Here is an 18301-nt window from a genome sequence, read left to right as displayed (position 1 = left end):
ACCGTGGCCATCGATATCCCGGGCCATGCCGGCGGGCTTCAGGGGCCCACGGACGGCCGGCGCGGTGTTCCTGTGCCGGAAGGTTTCCCGGCGGCCCGTTCACAGGACGGCCATTCACGGTCCGGCCCATCACGTGGCGCCCGTCGCAGGCTCCTCCGGCTGCGTCTGGAGTTGGCCGCGGTCCTGGTGGCCACGGCGGTGCTGTACCTCTGGAACCTGGGAGCATCGGGCTGGGCAAATGCGTTTTATTCCGCGGCGGCCCAGGCGGGCTCCCAGGACTGGACCGCCTGGTTCTTCGGCTCTTCGGACGCCGCCAATTCCATCACCGTTGACAAACCTCCGGCATCGCTGTGGATCATGGGCCTGTCGGTCCGGCTCTTCGGCTTGAGTTCATGGAGCGTCCTGGTACCCGAAGCGCTCATGGGGGTGGCCACGGCGTGGCTGCTGTATCTCGCAGTACGGCGGGCAGCGGGGCCGGCCGCTGCCGATAGCCTCCTGGCACACCGGGCGGGCCTGCTGGCGGCCGTGGTTCTGGCGATCACACCGGTGGCCGCGCTGATGTTCCGGTTCAACAATCCCGATGCCCTGCTTGTTCTGCTCATGACCGCCGCCGGCTACGCGACACTCCGGTCCATTCAGGACGGGAAGGTGCGCTGGCTGGTGCTGGCCGGCGTGCTCCTGGGCTTCGGTTTCCTCACCAAACAGCTCCAGGTGCTGCTGGTGCTTCCCGGTTTTGCCGTGGCCTACTTTGTGGCGGCACCGGAAGGAATCTGCCGTCGCCTGCTTCGCCTGGCGGCGGCGGGTGCGGCCATGGTGGCCGCCGCAGGGTGGTGGCTCCTCGCCGTGGAGCTCACGCCGGCAAACTTGCGGCCGTACATTGGCGGTTCGCAGAACAACTCGATCATTGAGCTCACGCTGGGCTATAACGGTTTGGGCCGCCTGAGCGGTGACGAAACCGGGAGCGTGGGCGGCGGCAACGGGTGGGGCGTTCCGGGCCCGTTGCGGATGTTCAGCAGTGAGTTCGGCGGCCAGATTGCGTGGCTGCTGCCGTCCGTGCTGATCCTCGCCGCCGGCCTGCTGTGGGTGGGCCGGCGGGCACCTCGCACGGATGGTGTCCGCGCCTCCGTCATCATGTGGGGCTCGTGGGTGCTGGTCACGGGGCTGGTCTTCAGTTTCATGGCGGGCATTATCCACCCCTACTACGCGGTGGCACTTGCGCCCGGAATCGCCGGCCTGGCCGGGCTGGGCGGCGTCCTCCTCTGGCAGCACCGGCGGCAGCCCGCCGCAGCGCTGCTGCTCGCCGCTGCCGTGGCGGCTGCGGCAAGCATGGGCTTCGCCCTTTTGGGCACCACCTCCGCCTACGGTCCGTGGCTCCGCTGGTTTGTCCTGGCCGCCGGGCTTGCGGGCGCGGCGGGTGTCTTGTTCGGCCGTTACCTGAGCTTCCGTGTGGTGCAGCGGACGACGGCGGTCCTCGCCGTCGCCGCCTCCCTTGCCGGACCGCTGGCGTTCTCGCTATCAACGGCCGCGGCCGTCCACAGCGGCGCGATCGTCAGCGCCGGACCTGCCACGAGCGCAGGCGGGTTCCGTCCAGGCGGTCCTGCTGCAGCCGGCCAAGGTAACCCGTTACGGAACGGCGCCAATCCCAACGGGCCTGGCGGCACCGCCAGCGGCACCGGCGCCAACATCAATGGACCGGGCGGCACCAGCCGGCAGGCCGGCGGAATGGGTGGCCTTCTGGGTGCCACCTCGCCGTCGGCTCAGTTGGTGACCGCCCTGAGAAGTGACGCGTCCCGCTATACCTGGGCGGCCGCCGTCGTGGGTTCCAACAATGCGGCCGGCTACCAGTTGGCAACGCAACTGCCGGTCATGCCCGTGGGCGGCTTCAATGGAACGGACCCCTCCCCCAGCCTTGGCGGGTTCCAGGATCTGGTGGCGCAAGGCAAGATCCACTACTTCATTGCCGGCGGAACGATGCGGTCCACCAGCGGCTCGGACGCCGCATCCCAGATTGCGCAGTGGGTGGCGGCAACGTTCCCTGCGCAATCCATCGGCGGAACCACGGTTTACGCGCTGGTTGGTTAGCCGCGTAGCGTTGCGGCACCCCTCCGGCGCCAGGCACCGCAAGCCAACACGCCGACGTCGTGATCCTCGTTACCAAAATGTGACTTCGACGGCCTCCTCCGGTACCGTTGATAACGTGCGGTTCCCGTTTGGTCCGCACATCCGGATGACGCCAAGCTCTGCCGCTTCCCGGATTCCGTTCGACCGAGGCAGAGGCGGGGGACCCAGAGTCCCGGGCTTTTAGTGCCCTTGGGGTGAAGCCAGCACGTGATATTCCGTGTGGCCGGATGCCCTCATCCGAACCCGACAGCTAACTCCGCAGGTGTGAGAGGCGATCAATCATGTCTGAATCCAAGGTACAAACGCGCCCGCAGGACGGGTCAAACAAGCTCCGCAACCGGATTCCCACGCTGGGACAGCGTGTGGCCGTTATAGGGACGGCGCTCACGCTCCTCATCGGGTTGGGCGCAGCAGGCCAAGCATCCGAGTCCGGCAGCCTGACGGCCGTCAGCGACACGCAGAAACTGTCCGCTGCCGACATCGAATCCCGATTGACGATGGAAAAGGCCGAAATACGAGCCAAATCTGCGCCGGAGGCCGCCGCTGCTGAAATCAGCGTGGCCCCGCAGGCCGCCGAGCCCGCAGCTGCACCCGCACCGGTTCCAGCTCCTGCGCCGGAGCCCGTGCCGGCACCCGCACCGGCACCTGAACCGGCGCCCGCACCTGAGCCTGCGCCCGTGGTGGCAGTCAATGACCCGGCAGGAGCCCAGGCCTACGCCGCCGGCCAGCTGGGCAGCTATGGCTGGTCCGCTGACCAGATGCAGTGCCTCCAGACGCTGTGGACCAAGGAATCCGACTGGACCACCACGGCCACCAACGCCAGCAGCGGTGCCTACGGCATCGTCCAGTCGCTGCCTGCAGAGAAGATGGCCAGTGCCGGCGCGGACTACCTCACCAACTACCGCACACAGATCAACTGGGGCCTGAACTACATCCAGGAGCGCTACCAGTCGCCGTGCGGTGCTTTGAACTTCCACTTGTCACACAACTGGTACTGATCCGATTCCCCGGAATCCGCACAGCCGCAGCAGGCCCTGAATCCCCCGGTTCAGGGCCTGCTGCCTTCTTTGGCTGAATATTTCCCTGGCTGAATCCAGCTGAATCAGCCCTGGGACTCCCGGCCCGGGATGTACTGCACGGCCCACTTGTTGCCGTCGGGATCCGCGAAGTACACAAAATGGCCCCAGTCCTGCACGTCCACGTCACTCACATCCACCCCGTTCTTCTTGAGATGGGCGTGGGCAGCCTGGATATCGCTGACCACCATCTGCAGGCTCGGGGCCGTCCCCGGCGGGGCGTCGTTGAGGCCCTCGCCAATGCAGATGGAACAGGCGGATCCGGGCGGCGTCAGCTGGACAAAACGGATGCCCTCACTGGGCCGCTCGTCGTAGTCAGCGTTGAAGCCGACTTTGTTGACGTAGAAATCCTTCGCACGGTCCACGTCGGACACAGGGACAAAGACAAGTTCAAGTTTCCAGTCCATCCGCACAGGCTAGCGGCGGGGTCCTGAAACCGGAAGGCCCTCTTACCGCCCTCTTGCTCCGGAAGCTAGCCGGCAATGCCGTAGAGGCGGTCTCCAGCATCGCCGAGCCCGGGAACGATGTAGGACTTGTCGTTGAGCTTTTCGTCGATGGAGGCCAGGACGATGGTCACGTTGGCATCCGCCAGTTCTTCTTCCAGCTTGGCCAGGCCTTCCGGCGCGGCCAGCAGGCAAATGCAGGTGACGTCGGAGGCGCCGCGCTTGAACAGGAACTTGATGGCTTCGCGGAGGGTCCCGCCGGTAGCCAGCATGGGATCCAGGACAAAGATCTGACGGTCCGTAAGGTCCTCCGGCAGACGCTCGGCGTAGGTGATGATGTCCAGCGTTTCCTCGTCGCGGGCCATGCCCAGGAAACCCACCTCAGCAGTGGGGACCAGTTTGGTCATGCCCTCAAGCATGCCCAGGCCGGCGCGGAGGATGGGGACCACCAGCGGGGTGGGCTTGGTGAAGGCGGTGCCCACGGTGGTGCTCACCGGCGTTTCGATGGTCACGGGCTGGGTGCGCACATCGCGCGTGGCCTCATACGCGAGCAGTGTCACCAGCTCTTCCGTCAGCATCCGGAAAACCGGAGACGGGGTGTTTTTGTCCCTCAGGACGGTGAGCTTATGGGCGACCAGCGGGTGGTCAACAACAAGAGTGCGCATGGGTCAAAACTATCATCCGGCCCGGGCGGCCCCGCCGGGAGTCAGCTCCGCTGCTCGTCCCGGATAGCAGGGTGTTCGAACGTCGGGGGCGGACCTGCGTGCTCGCGTCTCCGCAATACATGGAAAAGCCTGTGGGCCAGGATCACTATTCCCACCCACGCCAGGCCCAGGAACCAGCCGGCCATGACGTCCGTCATCCAGTGGTGCCCCAGGAAAACCCGGCTCAGGCCCATGGCAATGATGAAGACCACCCCGGCGACGATCGCGGTGATTCGCGCCCAGGTCATCTCAAACTGGAGGCACATGATGTAGATCAGGACACCAATGACCACCGTGGTGTTCAGGGTGTGGCCGCTGGGGAACGACGGCGAGGTCTCATACGGCGGGACCGCATCAGCGTGGTCCGGGCGGGTGCGGCCAACCAGGCGCTTACCCACTGTCGTCGCCGTCGTGGAGACGGCTGCGGCGCCGCCCACCAGGATGATGGGGCGCCATGTCCTGCTCAGGAACGTGAGCCAGGCTGTCAGGATGCTGGCCAGGATGGGCATGCCGATGCCGCCGCCGATGTTGGTGAATGCCGTCACGGCTGCGTCGAGGCCGGGGTTCCGCAGGCTTTCGGCCAGTTGGAGCGCAGGCCGGTCCAGGGACGTCAGCCCGGCATCGTCCACCACGTTGTCGTAGACCTCGGCACCGAGCAGCGCCATGATGACCACCAGAACACCACCCACCAGCATGGTGATCCACAGCGCCGCGTACGGTTTGAACCATTGGCCTGCACGGGCCCTGAATGTGTCAACATCCACGAGTTCCTCCTGGCGTCAGTGGGTGGCAAGGACGGATATCACTCGAAACTATCATTGAGCCATGGCGCCGGGCGAAAAGAAACACAGCGAATGGATGGGCCTTGCCCTTGAGGAGGCCCGGCGCGCCCTTGCCACGGAGGACGTGCCCATCGGTGCTGTTGTCCTCGGACCCGACGGCGCCGTGCTGGGTTCCGGACGGAACCAGCGGGAGGAACTCGGGGACCCTACCGCCCACGCGGAAGTGGTGGCCATCCGTGAGGCGGCCGAGAAGCTGCGCGCTTTGTCGAAGCTTGAGGGCGGAGCCGGGGACGGCTGGCGGCTGGCGGACTGCACACTGGTGGTCACGCTGGAGCCGTGTGCCATGTGCGCGGGAGCGGTAGTACTGGCCCGGATCCCACGGGTGGTTTTCGGTGCCTGGGATGAGAAGGCCGGCGCGGCCGGATCGGTCTTCGATGTCCTCCGCGAGCGCCGCCTCAATCATTGGGTGGAGGTCTACGGCGGCGTCAGGAAAGACGAGTGCGGGGCACTGCTGCGGGAATTCTTCGCCGCCCACCGCGGCAAGCTCTAGCCCCGGGGTTGCCCTTCCCCTTTGAGCCCGCAGACGGCCGGGATGCGCTGGGGCAGGGCTGTGTGCGTGGTTATGCGGGCGCGCCGGGTCAGGCCTGATGGCGCACCTGCGGTCCAACGCCGAGGATGCCCGCCACGTTACGGGCCGCGGATTCCCAGCCTGGCAGGTGTTCCCGAGCAGCAAGTGCAGCAGCCCGCCAGTCTGAACGCTCTACTGGGTCCGATAACCATTTCCCGATCGCCGCGGCGAGAGCCTCCGCCTCACCGCTTTCCCCGCCGGGAAGGTCAACGGCGGCTCCCGGCAGGACCGTCCCGGCGCCGATCGCCAGCGCGTCCACAGCACCGGTGCCGGCCCGAACAATCACCGGGATTCCGCAGGCCAGGGATTCCAACACCACCAGACCGAACGCTTCAGCCCGGGAAACGAGCACGCTCAGGTCGCTCCGATACCATTCGGCCGCCAGGGCTTGTCCGGCGAGTTGGCCAGTCAGCCGAATCCGGCCATCCAATCCGTGCGAGCTTATGGCTGTCCGGACCTCCGCGGCGTAGGCGGAATCGGCGTCGTCCGTGCCCACCAGGGAGGCAGTCCATTCCAGATCACGCAACTTAGCGAGAGCTTCCACCAGCAGTAACTGGGACTTGTTAGGCAGCAGCGCGGCTACCGAAATGATGTGGACCGGGTCTGAACCGGCAGCAACCGGCGCGGTATCGGTGCCCGGGAGTGCCACGTTTGCGGTGATGCCGTGCCGTTCCCTGACGTGATCCGCAGCAGACGCACTGGTGCAGATCACGCCGGCGGCGGCCTGCATTGCGCGCCGTTCTCCCTCGGCATGTCCCGGAAAGGGCATGTGGAGCAGGACCCACGCAGTGTGCCCGGCAGCCGCCGCTGCTTCCAGTTCGTCAGGGGCACCGCACGCGATGAGCCCGTCAACCACGGTGACCGCCGCTGACGTGAGCCCCGGTGCCGGTTCACCTTCTTCCAGCAGGGTCCCCAGGCGCCGTCGTTCAGTTATCCCGGCGTCCGGCCAGTCCCCGCCCACAGCAAGAACCTCAACGCTGATGCCCAGGCTCTGAAGCCCTTCGGCGAGTCGCGCGTTGTAGACATTCCCGCCTGAGTTGTGGCGGATGTTGCCGGGGACCAGGAGTCTGACACGCACGGTCAGGCGGACAGGTCCAGGGCGTAGGACGCCCACGCGTCAGGATTTTCACGCAGGGTGACGTCGATTCCGGCAAGCTCACGGCCGTCAGCGTCGTCCTTGATCCTGCCGGCAACAGTCCGGGCGATGTACTCGGCCAGGGCCTCGGTGGTGCTGAGTTTGCCGGCAAAGTCCGGGTGCTCATCCAGATTGGTGTAGTTGAGCCCTGCCAGGACCTCTTCGAGGATGCCGCCGGCGGCTCCGATGTCAAGCACAATCGCGTCCTCGTTCAAAGCACGACGCCGGAACGTCACCTCCGCGACGAAAGTGGCCCCGTGCAGGGCCTGGGCGGGGCCGAAAACCTCGCGAGGGAGGCTGTGGGCGATCATGAAGTGGCGGCGGATGGTGAGGCTGAACACGGGCTACGTCCTGTCTTGGGAGTTGGTTATTGCAGTGTGGTTACCGGGTGCTGCACCGTCATTACCGGGTACGGCACCGTCATCATCGGGGTACTCGATCACGTGGCACAGCGCTTCAAGTCTGCCCTCGGACAGGTTCTGCACCACGTCCGGCAGGTCTGCAAACGGCGACGCGCCGGTAAGGAAGGCGTCAAAAACGGGGTCTTTCAGGAGCGAAACCGCCAGGCTCAGACGCTCGGCGTTGGTTCTCCGGTGCCTCCGCGCCCGGGCTACAACCCCCACCTGGCTGGCCCTGATCGACAGCCGGCGGGCATGGAAGTCTTCGCCAAGGGGCAGCGTGACCTCGCGGTTGGCATACCAGGACATCTCAATGACGTCGGCTTCGTCGCCGGCCAGTTGCAGGCTGCGTGCCAATCCTTCCTGCGACGCAGAGCAGTGGAAGACGATGTCGCAGTCCGCTGCGGCATCATCCGGGTGGGCAAATTCCACGCCCAGCTGGTCCGCCAGCTGTTTCCGTTCAGGATCCAGATCCACCAGCTGCAAACGGGCCAACGGGAACGTCCGCAAGAGGGTGGCCACCATTCCGCCCACCAGCCCGGCACCGACAACCGCAATCCTGTCCCCGAGCCGGGGGCCGGCTTCCCAGAGTGCGTTGATGGCTGTTTCCACGGTGCCGGTGAGCACGGCCCGGCGTGGGGGCACGGCGTCGGGAATCCTGGTCAGCGCCGAAACGTCCACGATGTAGCGGTCCTGGTGGGGGTTCAGGCAGAAGACCTTTTGGCCCAGCCAATCCTCCGGCCCCTGTTCGACGATGCCGACAGACAGATAACCGAACTTCACCGGAGACGGGAACGAGCCCTCCTGATGTGGGGCTCGCATGGCCTCGGCCACTCGCGGCGGGACGGAGCAGGTGTGAACCACAATTTCCGTGCCCTTGCTGATGCCGGAGTAGAGCGTGCGGACCAGGGCTTCGCCCGGTCCCGGGACAGGCAGTTCCTCTGCCCGGAGTTCACCGCGTTCCGGGCCGGTGGTCCAATATGCCGTTGCCTGATCTGTCTGAGGGGTTGGTTCATCTGGAGTAGTCATCTTGCTTATGAATCTAGTCCGCCGGAGGCTGCTGGCGGAAGTTGCGTCGATTCAACAGCAGTGAGTCAGTGGAACCGTGTTGCCCGGACAACGTTGCAGCGAGCCAAGCACGTGCTTGTTGCACCGCTCATTCACGAGGTGCCAACGGATCGACGGACGACACCTGCCCGTCGGCATATGGAGTAGTCGTCCCGGGCCAAATTGGCGGTTCCCAGTCGGGGTGTTCGCTTCGGTAGTGGCGTCCCGCCGGTGAGGTCCAGCCCGGTGGTTCATTCTTGCCGGGTTTGGTGGGGGTCCAGGCGGTGGTGTGCCGGAGCCGGTGATGACGGCGGCAGGGCTGGCCAAGATTGCTGATCCCGGTGGTGCCGCCCTTGGCCCAAGCCAGGACGTGATCGGCGTCGTTGTCCAGGGACTGGTTTGGACAGCCCGGAAACGGGCATCGACCGTCACGGAGCCGAAGCCACCGACGCTGGGCTTTGGTGACCCGGTAACTGGTCCGGCCGATCTCCAGGGGCGCCCCATCGCGGGGGTCGATCAGGACCCGGTGGAACGACTCGGCGCCGTCGGCAATAAGTCTCCTGGCCATGGAGGGCGGGACCGGCCCGTACCCGTCCAGCATCGCCGGTTCCTCCGTGACACCGAGCAGGGCCAGCACCGGGACCGTGATCAGCACCTGCGCCCGCGGCGGGGGCACATTACCGCTGGACACACTACGGCTGGGCACTCCATGTTTGCCCACGCCACGACTGGACACACCGCTGCCGGGCACGCCGGGACCGGGGTTGTCCGCAGCGGCCGCGTGATGGACAGTGCCGTCCCCGTCTGTGCCGCCGACAGCGGCATCCCCGCCCAGGAGCCACGCCGCGGCGATGTCCGCCCGCAACTGGGTCAGTGTGCGGTCCTCACCGGGGCCCTGCAGTGCCCGGGCGGCCGCGGTGGTCCGCTGCCAGATCCCCGACGCCGTATCCGCCGGCAAATACGCCGAGCACCAGGCCATGCCGTCCCGGTCCGGAGAAAACAGCAGCTGCCGGTCCGCCACGCTCTTCGCATGCCGCGTCTCGAGACTGACCGGGTGATGCCGCTCCCGCCACGCCCGGGCCCTGGCACGGAACCGGCCAGGAACCAACTCACCCGCCGGACACCCCCGCCCCGGATTCGAAGCCTCCGGACCCAGAAAATGCGCCTCCAACGCCCCCGCTCCCGCCAGCCCAAGCCCCCCGGCCTCATCCACCACGATCCGGGCGTGCTGCCACGAAATCGACCCGGCCTCCAGCGCGGACAACGTCAACGGTAAGGACGTGCTCAGCGCCCGGGCCTCAACCAGCAGACCCGCGGCGGCAGACTCGCGAACCGTTAGCACGCCCGCCACTTCCGCCACCAGCGACATCTCCCGCGCGGTGTGTTCCTGCGGGGATGCAGCCGGCGGACCGAGGGCTTCCAGAGCCCCGGAATACCCGGCCGCCAGATGGACCCGTACCGCAGCTACTTGGCTATCAATCAGGGATGTCACCGCCAACCCATCCAGGTAATCATCCGCCAGCACCTGCAAGGGATCAGCGCCATAATCCTCAGCGTAGGGTTCAGCAGCGGCAGATTTTGTCCCCCGCAACGCTGCAACGAGCGCATTGGCAGTCGCCGCCAAGGCCTCCGCAACCAACACCGCAGCTCCACGTTCCATAAGAAAATCATCCCGCGAGAATTGGGACTTCAGCGTCAGGTAAAACGCCTATGTGCATAACCCTTCGATTATCGGGACCACATCCTCGATCGCTCTAGGAGGGCCTCTCGGGCCGCAGGCCATCCGGCAGCCGTTTTGGGGATGTGAGCCTTGCTCCGGTACCCTAGTCAGGTTGGTGACGTGTCCGAGCGGCCGAAGGTGCAACACTCGAAATGTTGTTTGGTGTCAAAGCCAACGTGGGTTCAAATCCCACCGTCACCGCCAATGAGAAAGGCCCTGCTTGCCTTGTAAACAAAGGGAAGCAGGGCCATTTCTTTGCCTGCAAATAGGCCCCGCGGTAACGCGGCAGTAACAGAATTCCTGCAGTGCTCCGCGTCCGGCCACGCCGAGACAATGTCTCGGTCTGCGAAGGACACCCATCGGGCCAGTCGAATGGCTGGATGTGTGGGCTTAAGAGGCGGCACATAACAGGGAATGTCCGGCTCCCGAACGCGGGCCTCCAAAGAAGCCCGATTGGACACCGTGATCCAAAGATGGCGACAGGGCAGCCATGCAAAGGCGCCAACAGTCGACGGAGTGCTACTCGCTGGCTACAGCTACTGGTTCTTTATCTCCTCGACAAACTCCTGCGCAATCTGCGACATCAGGCTGAGGCCTTCTTCCGCAGTTATCACCTGCCCCGTGTTGACCCCCATGTCAACAGAAATCGTTCCGTAAAGGACCCGAAGCCCGACAAAGACGCTGTTCCCGTCGAAGGATCCCTTGGTCACGTAAGCCTTCTCTCCGATGGCCGGACCCTGGAGAAGTTGGATGGTGAACCTCTGTGGCCCGGTAGCCGAGGACACCGTCTGGTCGAATGTGGCGCAGTGAACCATCAGCTCCTGACTGTAATCAAAGTCAGCTCTGGCTAGAGTCTCCCGGGGAGCGCTCCTGACATCAAAGAGGATCGTGCCGACTCCGTGTTCGCCAAGGTTGAACACTTCGCCCAGTGCGAAGTTCACAGCGGGATCCAACTGCGCCTCGTGCTGCCACGACCTGTGGAATACGTTGCACTCACCTGGATCGGTGGGGCCCAATATGGACGATGGCGATGCAGACGCTGGCGGCTGAGTCATCAAGGCATAAGACTTGCGGGCCATGGCCGTGTCCTCGGCCCTTCCGCCGTGTGGCTCCAGCACTCTGCTGCTAATCGTCATAAGTTCCTGGTCGGTGAAGACCTTCGGCAGCGTAGCGGTGGGCTCAGCTGATGGTGTGGCAATGCTGGGCGGCGCTGTCTTGATGGTGGTGCTGCCGTTGGTTGGCACAGTGTCAGCAGGCGTTTCGGATCCGCATGCCGTGAGGATCAACAGTCCTGCGACCACGGCCGCCCCGAACGGGGCCGAACGTGAGTTATTCTTCCCGGAGCTTCTGAAATCTCGATACATCTGAACCTCTCTGGGAGATCCGTCGCCAAACCTGTTGAGCCGAAGCGGAGGGTGGGTCAGAAGTCGATGCCCTTGACGAGGGTGACCAGCTGATCCTGCGTCTGCTCGATTGTGGGACCTGTCGGGGAGACGAGGATCTGTGCGGTGAAGATGCCCATGTTTTGGCCGCGGGCCACCATGAGGGACATGTACGTGAGCGGTACATCGCTCGGGGGTCGGAGGGATTTCGATCCCCCCGCGTCCGACCGCACAATGAGGATCGCCCTGTCTCCGACGCCGTCGATGTTTTGGCCGTCCGGCACCGGCCGTGACAGCAATGATGCGCCGCCCTGATGGATTTCGATGGAGAACATGAGCGAGTCCGGTCCGGGCGTGCCCGACGCGCCAAATATGTACCGGCAGTTGCCCTCGCCCGGGAGGACCTGCGGCTGGGTTGTCGCGCCGAAGGCCTGCTTGAGCGCATCGGCGCTGACCAGTGCGCACACGGGACTATCTGTCACGGTCTGCGGACCGACTGGCGGCGCGGACGGAACGCTGGGCGCGCTCCCGTTGCCCCACCCGCCCTGGACGGCTGCCTGGGTGAGCGCGCGGGCCGTGGCGTTGCCGTCCGGGAGCGGGCGCGTGCCAGTGGGTCCCGGGACGGTGGGTGGAGGGAGCAGATAGCGGAGGTCGAGGGACTCGTTGCCCCGGACGGCTTTGAGGACCGTGTTGGCCGACGCGTTGGCCTCGCCACGGAACCACCCCGTCCACTGCATGCATGCTAAGTCGCCGATGCCCTCCACCGCCGAGCAGTCAGGGGTCTTTTTCGCCTGGGCGATCTCCGCCGCCGATGCCGGAGAGGTCAACGACACGGTAAGCACACGGCCCTTGTCCGACATACTCATGTAGCTGCACACGTAGGCCCGGCTCCCGGGCGGTTTGCCGCTCTGCCCCATTTGAGCCAGGCTCGGGTCGATCTTGGCTGCTATCTCCTGCGTGATCAGATCACAGGCCGGATTGCCAGACCTGGATGACGGCGACTGCGTCGACGACGAGGGCTGACCCTCCTGCCCACATCCCCCCAGGAGAAGCGCAAGCGCCACGGAGAGCGCGAGGCCTAATCGAGGATCACGGATCCAGTGAGCGCGCATTACTCCCCCTCAGTGTCCCAAAGCTGCCTTGTCCCACGCCAGAGGGAGGCGCTCCTGCGCTCATGCTATGGATCTGTGGGGAGTGCCAGTAGAGGCCTAGGGCCCGCTGCCATGGGCGAGGCTCAGAAACGCCGCGACGGGGAGGTCAACTGGACCAGGAGAAGTGTCCCAGCTCAGCGGGCACGGCGGATGCACGTCCAACCGAAATCCGGCACACGCCAAGCCGGCTCAACCCTCCAAAGCGAAGTAAAAGCCTGGGTCAGCGCACTCAGCGCCAAGCGCACTCCAACGCAGTGACCGTCAACGGCCATATCATCGTCGGCACACCAAAGACACCTGAACGCACTTGCTCGGGCACGCCTCCGTGCGATGACGCTGGATCGGTATGCTGACCTCTTCGAGGACGACTTCGATGCAGTCGTCGCCGCCCTCCACCAGTCCGGTCCAAGCAGACTTTGCAGTAACGCCGCGGTAACGGAACATCTGCGAGCGGATGTTTGGACGCGTAATTAGACGTGGTCAGGACCCGCGGCCTTTCAAGGATTTTTGGGGTTCCGCTTAGTGCCGCGTGTGTTTATCTCGGTTCAAATCCCACCGTCACTGCCAATGAGAAAGACCCTCCTCCTCTTTACTGAGGGGGCAGGGCCCTTTGCCTTAAGCCATAAGCCCCCCCGGGGTTAATCGACAGGGCGACGTCCTCAACGCAAGTACCGGCGAGGGGACCGTTATACGGGCGTGGCAGGCAAAAGCCACCCATGTTCAAACGCCCGGCCCACGATGGAGCGGTGGCCCCTGTTCTTCCTTGGACCTGAGACGTACCCTTAGCGGAACCCCGGGCCCAGGACTGCGGGCTTGAGGACATGAGAAGGGTGAATTACGAGATGACACTCAAAGAAGAGTGGGATCGGCTTGATTCCAAAACGCGTCAGTGGCTTTTGAACAACCCGGGCTGTGTGATGGTGCCGAGAACCGTCGCTGCGACGATTAAACGGCATTCCGCCGGGCACATTGAAGTCGACGTCCATGGCCAAATGATCCTTTCCCGAGAGGACCTCGATTTCATTCGGGACAAGGGGGCCGGCGGGGAGACGGAGCTGGTTAGCGAGGAATTCCGGTTCTTCGATGCGGCTCAACCCGGAGAACGCACGTAGCCTGTCGGCCGCCCATCTGCTGACAGACCCACGGCTGTCGGCCCCACGTGTGGTCGGGCCGCTGAAGTTGGCTGTTGGCCTACTTCCCTCATAATCAGCTGGGAAGTAGGCCAATCGTTGCGCCCGGAACGGCTGGGGGAGTTAGTGATCAGCCTCGGCAGCGGCCATCTTCTTGGCGTTCTTCTCGGCGTCCTTCTCGGCCCGGAGAGCCTCGGTCTCGTGTTGTTCCTCGGCCTTTTCCTTGTGGATGACCTGCGCGAAGAGCTTCTCCATCTCCTTGGCCACGCCGGCGGCCGAGGCCGGGTTCTGGCCGGTCACCAACCTGTCGTCAACTACGACCATCTCCTCAAAGACACCAGCTGAGACGTGGGTGGCACCCTGCTCCTCCAGCCGGTCTGCCAAAAAGAACGGGATGACCTTGTCCTTCCCTGCCGCAACTTCCTCCTCGTTGGTGAAGGCGGCCACCTTCCGGCCTTCGACGAGGCGGAGCCCGTTCGCCAACTCAACATTGAGCAGCCCGGCCGGCCCGTGGCAGACCGCGCCCACCAGGCCGCCCGCGTTGTAGACGCGGGCAACAAGTTGCTGCAGACCGTCGCTGTCCGGGAAGTCCCACATGGTGCCGTGACCGCCGACGAGGTAGACGGCGTCGTACTGGTCGGGATCCACGACGTCGACGCGGGCCGTGTTGTACAACCCGGCCCGGGTGGTCTCGTCCTCCGTGAAGGCGACCTGGATGGGATCATCAGCGTCCACCTCGTCACGCGGGGGCTGGCCTCCCTTGATGGATGCAAAGTCAACGAAATGCCCGGAATCCTTGAAGACCTTCCAGGGGTGTGCTGCCTCGGCCACGTTGTAGCCGGTCTTCTCTCCCGTATCGCCGATCTCGGAAACGCTGGTCAGTACCATGAGGATTTTCTTCATGAAGTGCTCCTATCGTCCGGTCCCCACCCTACGCGCCCCAATCCTGGAGATCTCCTGCGGAGCGGTTGCCCTGGTCCCGGCGAGACGAGGACCATGGGTTCATGACTCGTCGCACAGCCCCCTTCCGGCAGGAGCAGCAGACCTCGTGATCATCCGCCGCAGCCAAGGGCCCGGCCGGCCGTCCGCGCTGCCTCCCGGCGCTGCTTCAGTCGTGCTCGACCTGCCCTTCCGGGGAAGCTGGCGGGTGGAGAACAGTCCGGCACGCCGTGTGCCGAGCCATGGTACATACGCTTTCGGGACTGCCCACGCGATCGATTTCGTGGCCGTCAATGCTGCCGGCAGGTCCGCGCCCCGAACGTGGCGCTCCCTCATCGCGGCGGAACGCCCCGAAGCGTTCGTCGGGTTCGGACAGCCCATCCTCGCTCCCCTGTCCGGGACTGTGGCAGCTGTTCTTGACGGCCAGCCAGATCATGAGGGGCGCCGTTCGCAGCTCGCGCTCGTGCCGTACATGCTGGGCCAGGCAGACCGGATCCGCCAAGGCATCGGGGCTGTGGCCGGCAATCACGTGGTGATCGCCGCAACAGCCAACGGCCCCTTCGTCCTGCTTGCGCATCTGAGGCAAGGCACGGTCCGGGTACACCCGGGACAGCGGGTGGAGGCCGGCGACCTGATCGGAGAATGCGGGAACTCCGGTAACAGCACCGAGCCCCACGTGCATGTGCAGGTGACTGATTCGACTGACTGGCCTCGGGCTCACGCCGTGCCGATTGCGTTCCGTGGCCGGGATGGGACGGTGTGGATTCCGCAGGAGTCTGAAATCGTCAGAACCTGATCCGATCGGGCCTCCCCGTCCGTGCACCCGGGTTCTTGGCGCGATGCGACGTTCCCAGATCCAGTCCAGCCTGGCTGTCGTGAGCATCGTCCCGATCCCCCGCCGGCGCCACCGCTGTGACACAAGGATCCCTCCCAGGTAGTGCCCCGCAGGCGCCTCCGCCCGGGCCTCGGGATGATGGTGTGTCTTTGCCACGCCCACGAGCTCCCCGCCCACGGTGGCAACCACTACGGTCCTTGCAGGATCCGCAGCGATCATCCCGGCAGTCCAAGCCGCGCCGTCGCCCGCCAGCCGGAGCCCGGCCACTCCGGCCAGGTCACCGTCCCTTGCCTCGCGCACCAGACACGGTGGCACGGCAGCCTCCAACCCAACCGACACTACGTGCCCTCCGCGCCGGCAACCCGGAACCGGCAACCCGGGAAGCGGACCCCGGCCTCCTGCACGAACGCAGGCACAATGTCGATGCCTTCTGCATCTGCACCCAGGCTGGCCAGGAAACCTGTCCAATGACCCGGGCCGCAGCCGGCATCGAGAACCGGCCCGCGCAGCGACTTCGCCCACTGAGTTATGAGCCGCCGGTCCCGCTGGTCTGCCGTGTCCACGGACCCGAACAGTGTGGTGTACTCCGGCGCACGCCTGGCATAGGCATCACGAACCTCTGTTTGTGTCATCAGCTCTGACCCTACCCCGCTCCCGCCAAACTGGACCGTTGACCGTCCTCTCGGCCCGTACGTACTGTTGAGCACCATGATCCGCACCTGCGGAGGCACCAAGGAGAACGCCATGCACCGTGAAGACAAAGGTGAAGTGCTCTGGCTGACTTCGCCCGAAGAGCAGGATTATCCCAACGCGTCCAGCTACCTTTCCCTGCTCGGTGCGGCCGAGGTGGTCGGCTCGCTCGTCGCGGCCCTCCGGGAGGCCCCTCTTGAGTACCGCAAGGCCAAGGACATCCTCAGGGCCGCCCGCTTGGAGCTGCTGCCTCCGGACAACGCCCATGTGGCTGCGGACCTGAAGAAAATCAAGGAGGGCAAGCCGCTCTCGCCCATCCTGATGGTCCGGGGCGCTTTGGCCGGCGGGATACCGGCGCAGGTAGCGGACGGCTATCATCGTGTCTGCGCCAGCTATTATACGGATGAGAATACGGACATTCCGCTCAAAATGGCCCACCTGCCCCAGTAACTGCAGCCGCGTTCACCAAGCGCCAATCACGCACGCCAGCAGAGGAGGCACGTGTCATTTCTTCAGCTTTCACTGATAGCCGCCGTCGCGCTGCTCGGCCCCTTGCTCGCGTTACCCCAGAAATGGCACCTTCCCGTAGTGCTCGGGCAACTGCTGGCGGGGATTGCGATCGGGCGGACCGGCCTGGGCCTGGCGGATTCCACCGATCCAACCTTCACCTTCGTGGCCGACGTCGGCTTCGCCCTCATCATGTTTGTCGCCGGGTCACATGTTCCCGTCCGGGACAAGGCCATCCGTCCGGCGCTCGGCGTCGGCGCCCTTCGGGCCGGCATTGCGGCGGGGCTCGCCGTCGTCATCGGGATCCTCATTGCGCTACTTTTCGGCACTGGCCATGCACCGTTGTACGTGGTGCTGCTGGCCTCCTCGTCAGCGGCACTCGTGCTGCCCATCGTCGACTCCTTGCGCCTGTCCGGGCCCAAGGTCCTGACCACAACGGCTCAGGTGGCGATCGCCGACATCGCCTGCATCGTGGCGCTTCCGCTGGCGGTCGACCCGCCAAACGCCGGGAGGGCCGCCATGGGTGCCGCTGCCCTGGCCGGTTGTGCGGCGGTGCTCTACTTTGTCCTGCGGGCTCTGGAAAACAGCGGCACGAGGGCCCGGCTGCACGAAGTTTCCGAGGACCGGAAGTTTGCCCTCGAACTGCGCATCCAGTTGGCTTTGCTGTTCGCGCTGGCAGGCCTGGCTGTTGCGGGACACGTCTCGATCATGCTGGCCGGGTTTTCCTTTGGCCTGGTGGTGACCGCGGTCGGCGAGCCGCGACGGCTGGCTCATCAGCTCTTCGCGGTCAGCGACGGATTTCTTGGGCCGGTATTTTTCGTCTGGCTGGGGGCGTCGCTGGATTTGAGTGCCCTGGCCGGCAGCCCCCGGATGATCCTGTTAGGGGTCTGCCTGGGCGCCGGAACCTTGCTGGTGCACGGAAGCCTTCGGCTCCTGGGTCAGCCGATGTCGCTGGCTATCATGTCGGCGTCGCAACTCGGAGTTCCGGTGGCCGCGGCCACCATCGGATCACAACTGCACCTGCTGGAGCCGGGCGAAGCGGCTGCCATGATTCTGGGCGCGCTCATCAGCATAGGAGCCAGCGCCGCCGCCGGTTCCCGGGCGGCCCGGGCGTTCGGGAAAAGCAAGCCACCGACTCCCCATGATGCAAGCCCGCAGCCGCCGAAAAACGCGGTGTAGTTCCGGGCCCCGGGCAGCTTAGAGCTTGTCCGTCTTGTCCTCGCCCCGGTGACCGCCGCCGCGAAGGTTCTCCTGGACCTTGCCGAAGAGATCCTTGATGGTGGACTCGGTGTTCGTCAGCATGTCAGGCTGCAAATAAACGTTCTGGCTGCCGGGCAGGCTGTAACTCGACTGCAGGCCGCCGCTTCCTTCCACGCCGCGCAGGGCGATGGTGACCCCGCCTTCCTTCCGGGCGATGGCCGCGATCTTTCCAAAGACCAACGTGAAATCGTCCGGTTCGAAGCTGATGGTCTGCCCAACATGGGTTCGGTTGAGTTCGCTGGCCAGAACGGCTTTCTCGTTGCCAGTCCCTGCGTAGTTCATGGTGTCTCCTGAGATCGTCGGCGACTTACGCGAGCAGTGTAGCCCGCCCCTCGGACAGGGTACATAGCCGT

At 65.1% G+C, this 18301-nt stretch carries 19 protein-coding genes, 1 tRNA gene, 1 pseudogene and 1 riboswitch; of the genes and pseudogenes, 8 read left to right on the top strand and 13 right to left on the bottom strand.

Annotated elements, in window-relative coordinates; genetic code table 11:
• Window positions 1–3 precede the first annotated feature (3 nt).
• Window positions 4–2082: an ArnT family glycosyltransferase gene (locus SBP01_RS03325; protein ID WP_320537473.1), complete on the top strand. Its 2079-nt coding sequence runs from the start codon at window positions 4–6 to the stop codon at window positions 2080–2082.
• Between the two features lie 156 nt (window positions 2083–2238).
• Window positions 2239–2399: riboswitch (cyclic di-AMP (ydaO/yuaA leader) on the top strand.
• Window positions 2400–2402: 3 nt separating this feature from the next.
• The gene (locus SBP01_RS03320) at window positions 2403–3119 is read left to right on the top strand and encodes a hypothetical protein (protein WP_320537472.1); all 717 of its coding nucleotides are present in this window, start codon (window positions 2403–2405) and stop codon (window positions 3117–3119) included.
• 104 nt (window positions 3120–3223) lie between these two features.
• Here the strand turns inward: SBP01_RS03320 and SBP01_RS03315 are convergent, their stop codons facing one another.
• From SBP01_RS03315 to SBP01_RS03305, 3 genes are all read right to left on the bottom strand, one after another.
• Window positions 3224–3604, bottom strand: a complete 381-nt coding sequence (locus SBP01_RS03315) for a VOC family protein (RefSeq protein WP_275214706.1) — start codon at window positions 3602–3604, stop codon at window positions 3224–3226.
• Between the two features lie 65 nt (window positions 3605–3669).
• Complete coding sequence (gene upp / locus SBP01_RS03310; RefSeq protein ID WP_164202329.1) at window positions 3670–4305, bottom strand: uracil phosphoribosyltransferase; 636 nt, start codon at window positions 4303–4305, stop codon at window positions 3670–3672.
• A 41-nt stretch (window positions 4306–4346) separates the two neighbouring features.
• Entirely contained in the window at window positions 4347–5039 is a 693-nt protein-coding gene (locus SBP01_RS03305; RefSeq protein ID WP_275214773.1) for a phosphatase PAP2 family protein, read from the bottom strand.
• A gap of 130 nt (window positions 5040–5169) precedes the next feature.
• Here SBP01_RS03305 and SBP01_RS03300 point away from each other — a divergent pair, with 130 nt between their 5' ends.
• A complete protein-coding gene (locus SBP01_RS03300) occupies window positions 5170–5676 on the top strand; it encodes a nucleoside deaminase (protein WP_320537471.1) in 507 nt (168 codons plus the stop codon).
• Window positions 5677–5764: 88 nt separating this feature from the next.
• Here SBP01_RS03300 and SBP01_RS03295 read toward each other — a convergent pair whose 3' ends face one another.
• The 4 genes from SBP01_RS03295 to SBP01_RS03280 all read right to left on the bottom strand — a co-directional run bounded on the left by SBP01_RS03295 (window position 5765) and on the right by SBP01_RS03280 (window position 9994).
• Window positions 5765–6832: a glycosyltransferase family 4 protein gene (locus SBP01_RS03295; RefSeq protein ID WP_320537470.1), complete on the bottom strand. Its 1068-nt coding sequence runs from the start codon at window positions 6830–6832 to the stop codon at window positions 5765–5767.
• Window positions 6833–6834: 2 nt separating this feature from the next.
• Window positions 6835–7230: a 6-pyruvoyl trahydropterin synthase family protein gene (locus SBP01_RS03290; protein ID WP_275214701.1), complete on the bottom strand. Its 396-nt coding sequence runs from the start codon at window positions 7228–7230 to the stop codon at window positions 6835–6837.
• A 3-nt stretch (window positions 7231–7233) separates the two neighbouring features.
• Complete coding sequence (locus SBP01_RS03285) at window positions 7234–8316, bottom strand: dehydrogenase (protein ID WP_320537469.1); 1083 nt, start codon at window positions 8314–8316, stop codon at window positions 7234–7236.
• A 127-nt stretch (window positions 8317–8443) separates the two neighbouring features.
• Entirely contained in the window at window positions 8444–9994 is a 1551-nt protein-coding gene (locus SBP01_RS03280) for an HNH endonuclease signature motif containing protein (RefSeq protein ID WP_320537468.1), read from the bottom strand.
• 174 nt (window positions 9995–10168) lie between these two features.
• On the opposite strand from SBP01_RS03280, the gene SBP01_RS03275 reads away from it, so the two are divergent.
• Window positions 10169–10258 (top strand) — tRNA-Ser (locus SBP01_RS03275).
• Window positions 10259–10590: 332 nt separating this feature from the next.
• Here the strand turns inward: SBP01_RS03275 and SBP01_RS03270 are convergent.
• Window positions 10591–10995: a hypothetical protein gene (locus SBP01_RS03270; protein ID WP_320537467.1), complete on the bottom strand. Its 405-nt coding sequence runs from the start codon at window positions 10993–10995 to the stop codon at window positions 10591–10593.
• A gap of 479 nt (window positions 10996–11474) precedes the next feature.
• A complete protein-coding gene (locus SBP01_RS03265; protein WP_275214697.1) occupies window positions 11475–12353 on the bottom strand; it encodes a hypothetical protein in 879 nt (292 codons plus the stop codon).
• A 1076-nt stretch (window positions 12354–13429) separates the two neighbouring features.
• Between SBP01_RS03265 and SBP01_RS03260 the strand changes: the two genes are divergently transcribed.
• A complete protein-coding gene (locus SBP01_RS03260) occupies window positions 13430–13699 on the top strand; it encodes a hypothetical protein (protein WP_275214695.1) in 270 nt (89 codons plus the stop codon).
• 141 nt (window positions 13700–13840) lie between these two features.
• On the opposite strand, the gene SBP01_RS03255 is transcribed toward SBP01_RS03260, so the two are convergent.
• Window positions 13841–14620: a type 1 glutamine amidotransferase domain-containing protein gene (locus tag SBP01_RS03255; protein WP_275214694.1), complete on the bottom strand. Its 780-nt coding sequence runs from the start codon at window positions 14618–14620 to the stop codon at window positions 13841–13843.
• Between SBP01_RS03255 and SBP01_RS03250 the strand changes: the two genes are divergently transcribed.
• Window positions 14619–15452 carry a M23 family metallopeptidase gene (locus tag SBP01_RS03250; RefSeq protein WP_320537466.1) on the top strand — a complete coding sequence of 278 codons (834 nt, stop codon included), beginning with the start codon at window positions 14619–14621 and terminating at the stop codon, window positions 15450–15452. The genes SBP01_RS03255 and SBP01_RS03250 overlap by 2 nt on opposite strands.
• A gap of 102 nt (window positions 15453–15554) precedes the next feature.
• On the opposite strand, the pseudogene SBP01_RS19730 reads toward SBP01_RS03250, so the two are convergent.
• Window positions 15555–15710: pseudogene (locus SBP01_RS19730) on the bottom strand (GNAT family N-acetyltransferase); the annotation flags it as partial.
• A 119-nt stretch (window positions 15711–15829) separates the two neighbouring features.
• Window positions 15830–16123 (bottom strand): class I SAM-dependent methyltransferase, encoded by a 294-nt coding sequence (locus SBP01_RS03245; RefSeq protein ID WP_320537465.1) that lies wholly within the window; start codon window positions 16121–16123, stop codon window positions 15830–15832.
• A 112-nt stretch (window positions 16124–16235) separates the two neighbouring features.
• Between SBP01_RS03245 and SBP01_RS03240 the strand changes: the two genes are divergently transcribed.
• Together SBP01_RS03240 and SBP01_RS03235 are read left to right on the top strand one after the other, a co-directional pair.
• Window positions 16236–16631: a hypothetical protein gene (locus tag SBP01_RS03240; RefSeq protein WP_275214692.1), complete on the top strand. Its 396-nt coding sequence runs from the start codon at window positions 16236–16238 to the stop codon at window positions 16629–16631.
• 51 nt (window positions 16632–16682) lie between these two features.
• A complete protein-coding gene (locus SBP01_RS03235) occupies window positions 16683–17867 on the top strand; it encodes a cation:proton antiporter (RefSeq protein ID WP_320537464.1) in 1185 nt (394 codons plus the stop codon).
• A gap of 18 nt (window positions 17868–17885) precedes the next feature.
• Here SBP01_RS03235 and SBP01_RS03230 read toward each other — a convergent pair whose 3' ends face one another.
• Complete coding sequence (locus SBP01_RS03230) at window positions 17886–18230, bottom strand: hypothetical protein (protein ID WP_275214689.1); 345 nt, start codon at window positions 18228–18230, stop codon at window positions 17886–17888.
• Window positions 18231–18301: the final 71 nt, after the last annotated feature.

It is taken from the genome of Pseudarthrobacter sp. IC2-21 (assembly GCF_034048115.1).
Classification (GTDB): domain Bacteria; phylum Actinomycetota; class Actinomycetes; order Actinomycetales; family Micrococcaceae; genus Arthrobacter; species Arthrobacter naphthalenicus.
Note: the sequence above shows the minus strand (reverse complement) of the source record. Positions and strands in the feature narration are given on the sequence as shown.

Bases quoted from the DNA above. Each gene is read 5' to 3' on its own strand.
- SBP01_RS03260 (WP_275214695.1), top strand. From the start codon at position 13,430: ATGACACTCAAAGAAGAGTGGGATCGGCTTGATTCCAAAACGCGTCAG.
- SBP01_RS03240 (WP_275214692.1), top strand. From the start codon at position 16,236: ATGCACCGTGAAGACAAAGGTGAAGTGCTCTGGCTGACTTCGCCCGAA.
- SBP01_RS03320 (WP_320537472.1), top strand. From the start codon at position 2,403: ATGTCTGAATCCAAGGTACAAACGCGCCCGCAGGACGGGTCAAACAAG.
- SBP01_RS03305 (WP_275214773.1), bottom strand. From the start codon at position 5,039: ATGCTGGTGGGTGGTGTTCTGGTGGTCATCATGGCGCTGCTCGGTGCC.
- SBP01_RS03285 (WP_320537469.1), bottom strand. From the start codon at position 8,316: ATGACTACTCCAGATGAACCAACCCCTCAGACAGATCAGGCAACGGCA.
- SBP01_RS03280 (WP_320537468.1), bottom strand. From the start codon at position 9,994: ATGGAACGTGGAGCTGCGGTGTTGGTTGCGGAGGCCTTGGCGGCGACT.
- SBP01_RS03315 (WP_275214706.1), bottom strand. From the start codon at position 3,604: ATGGACTGGAAACTTGAACTTGTCTTTGTCCCTGTGTCCGACGTGGAC.
- SBP01_RS03250 (WP_320537466.1), top strand. From the start codon at position 14,619: ATGAAGTGCTCCTATCGTCCGGTCCCCACCCTACGCGCCCCAATCCTG.
- SBP01_RS03245 (WP_320537465.1), bottom strand. From the start codon at position 16,123: ATGACACAAACAGAGGTTCGTGATGCCTATGCCAGGCGTGCGCCGGAG.
- SBP01_RS03300 (WP_320537471.1), top strand. From the start codon at position 5,170: ATGGCGCCGGGCGAAAAGAAACACAGCGAATGGATGGGCCTTGCCCTT.
- SBP01_RS03230 (WP_275214689.1), bottom strand. From the start codon at position 18,230: ATGAACTACGCAGGGACTGGCAACGAGAAAGCCGTTCTGGCCAGCGAA.
- SBP01_RS03265 (WP_275214697.1), bottom strand. From the start codon at position 12,353: ATGGGGCAGAGCGGCAAACCGCCCGGGAGCCGGGCCTACGTGTGCAGC.
- SBP01_RS03255 (WP_275214694.1), bottom strand. From the start codon at position 14,620: ATGAAGAAAATCCTCATGGTACTGACCAGCGTTTCCGAGATCGGCGAT.
- upp (WP_164202329.1), bottom strand. From the start codon at position 4,305: ATGCGCACTCTTGTTGTTGACCACCCGCTGGTCGCCCATAAGCTCACC.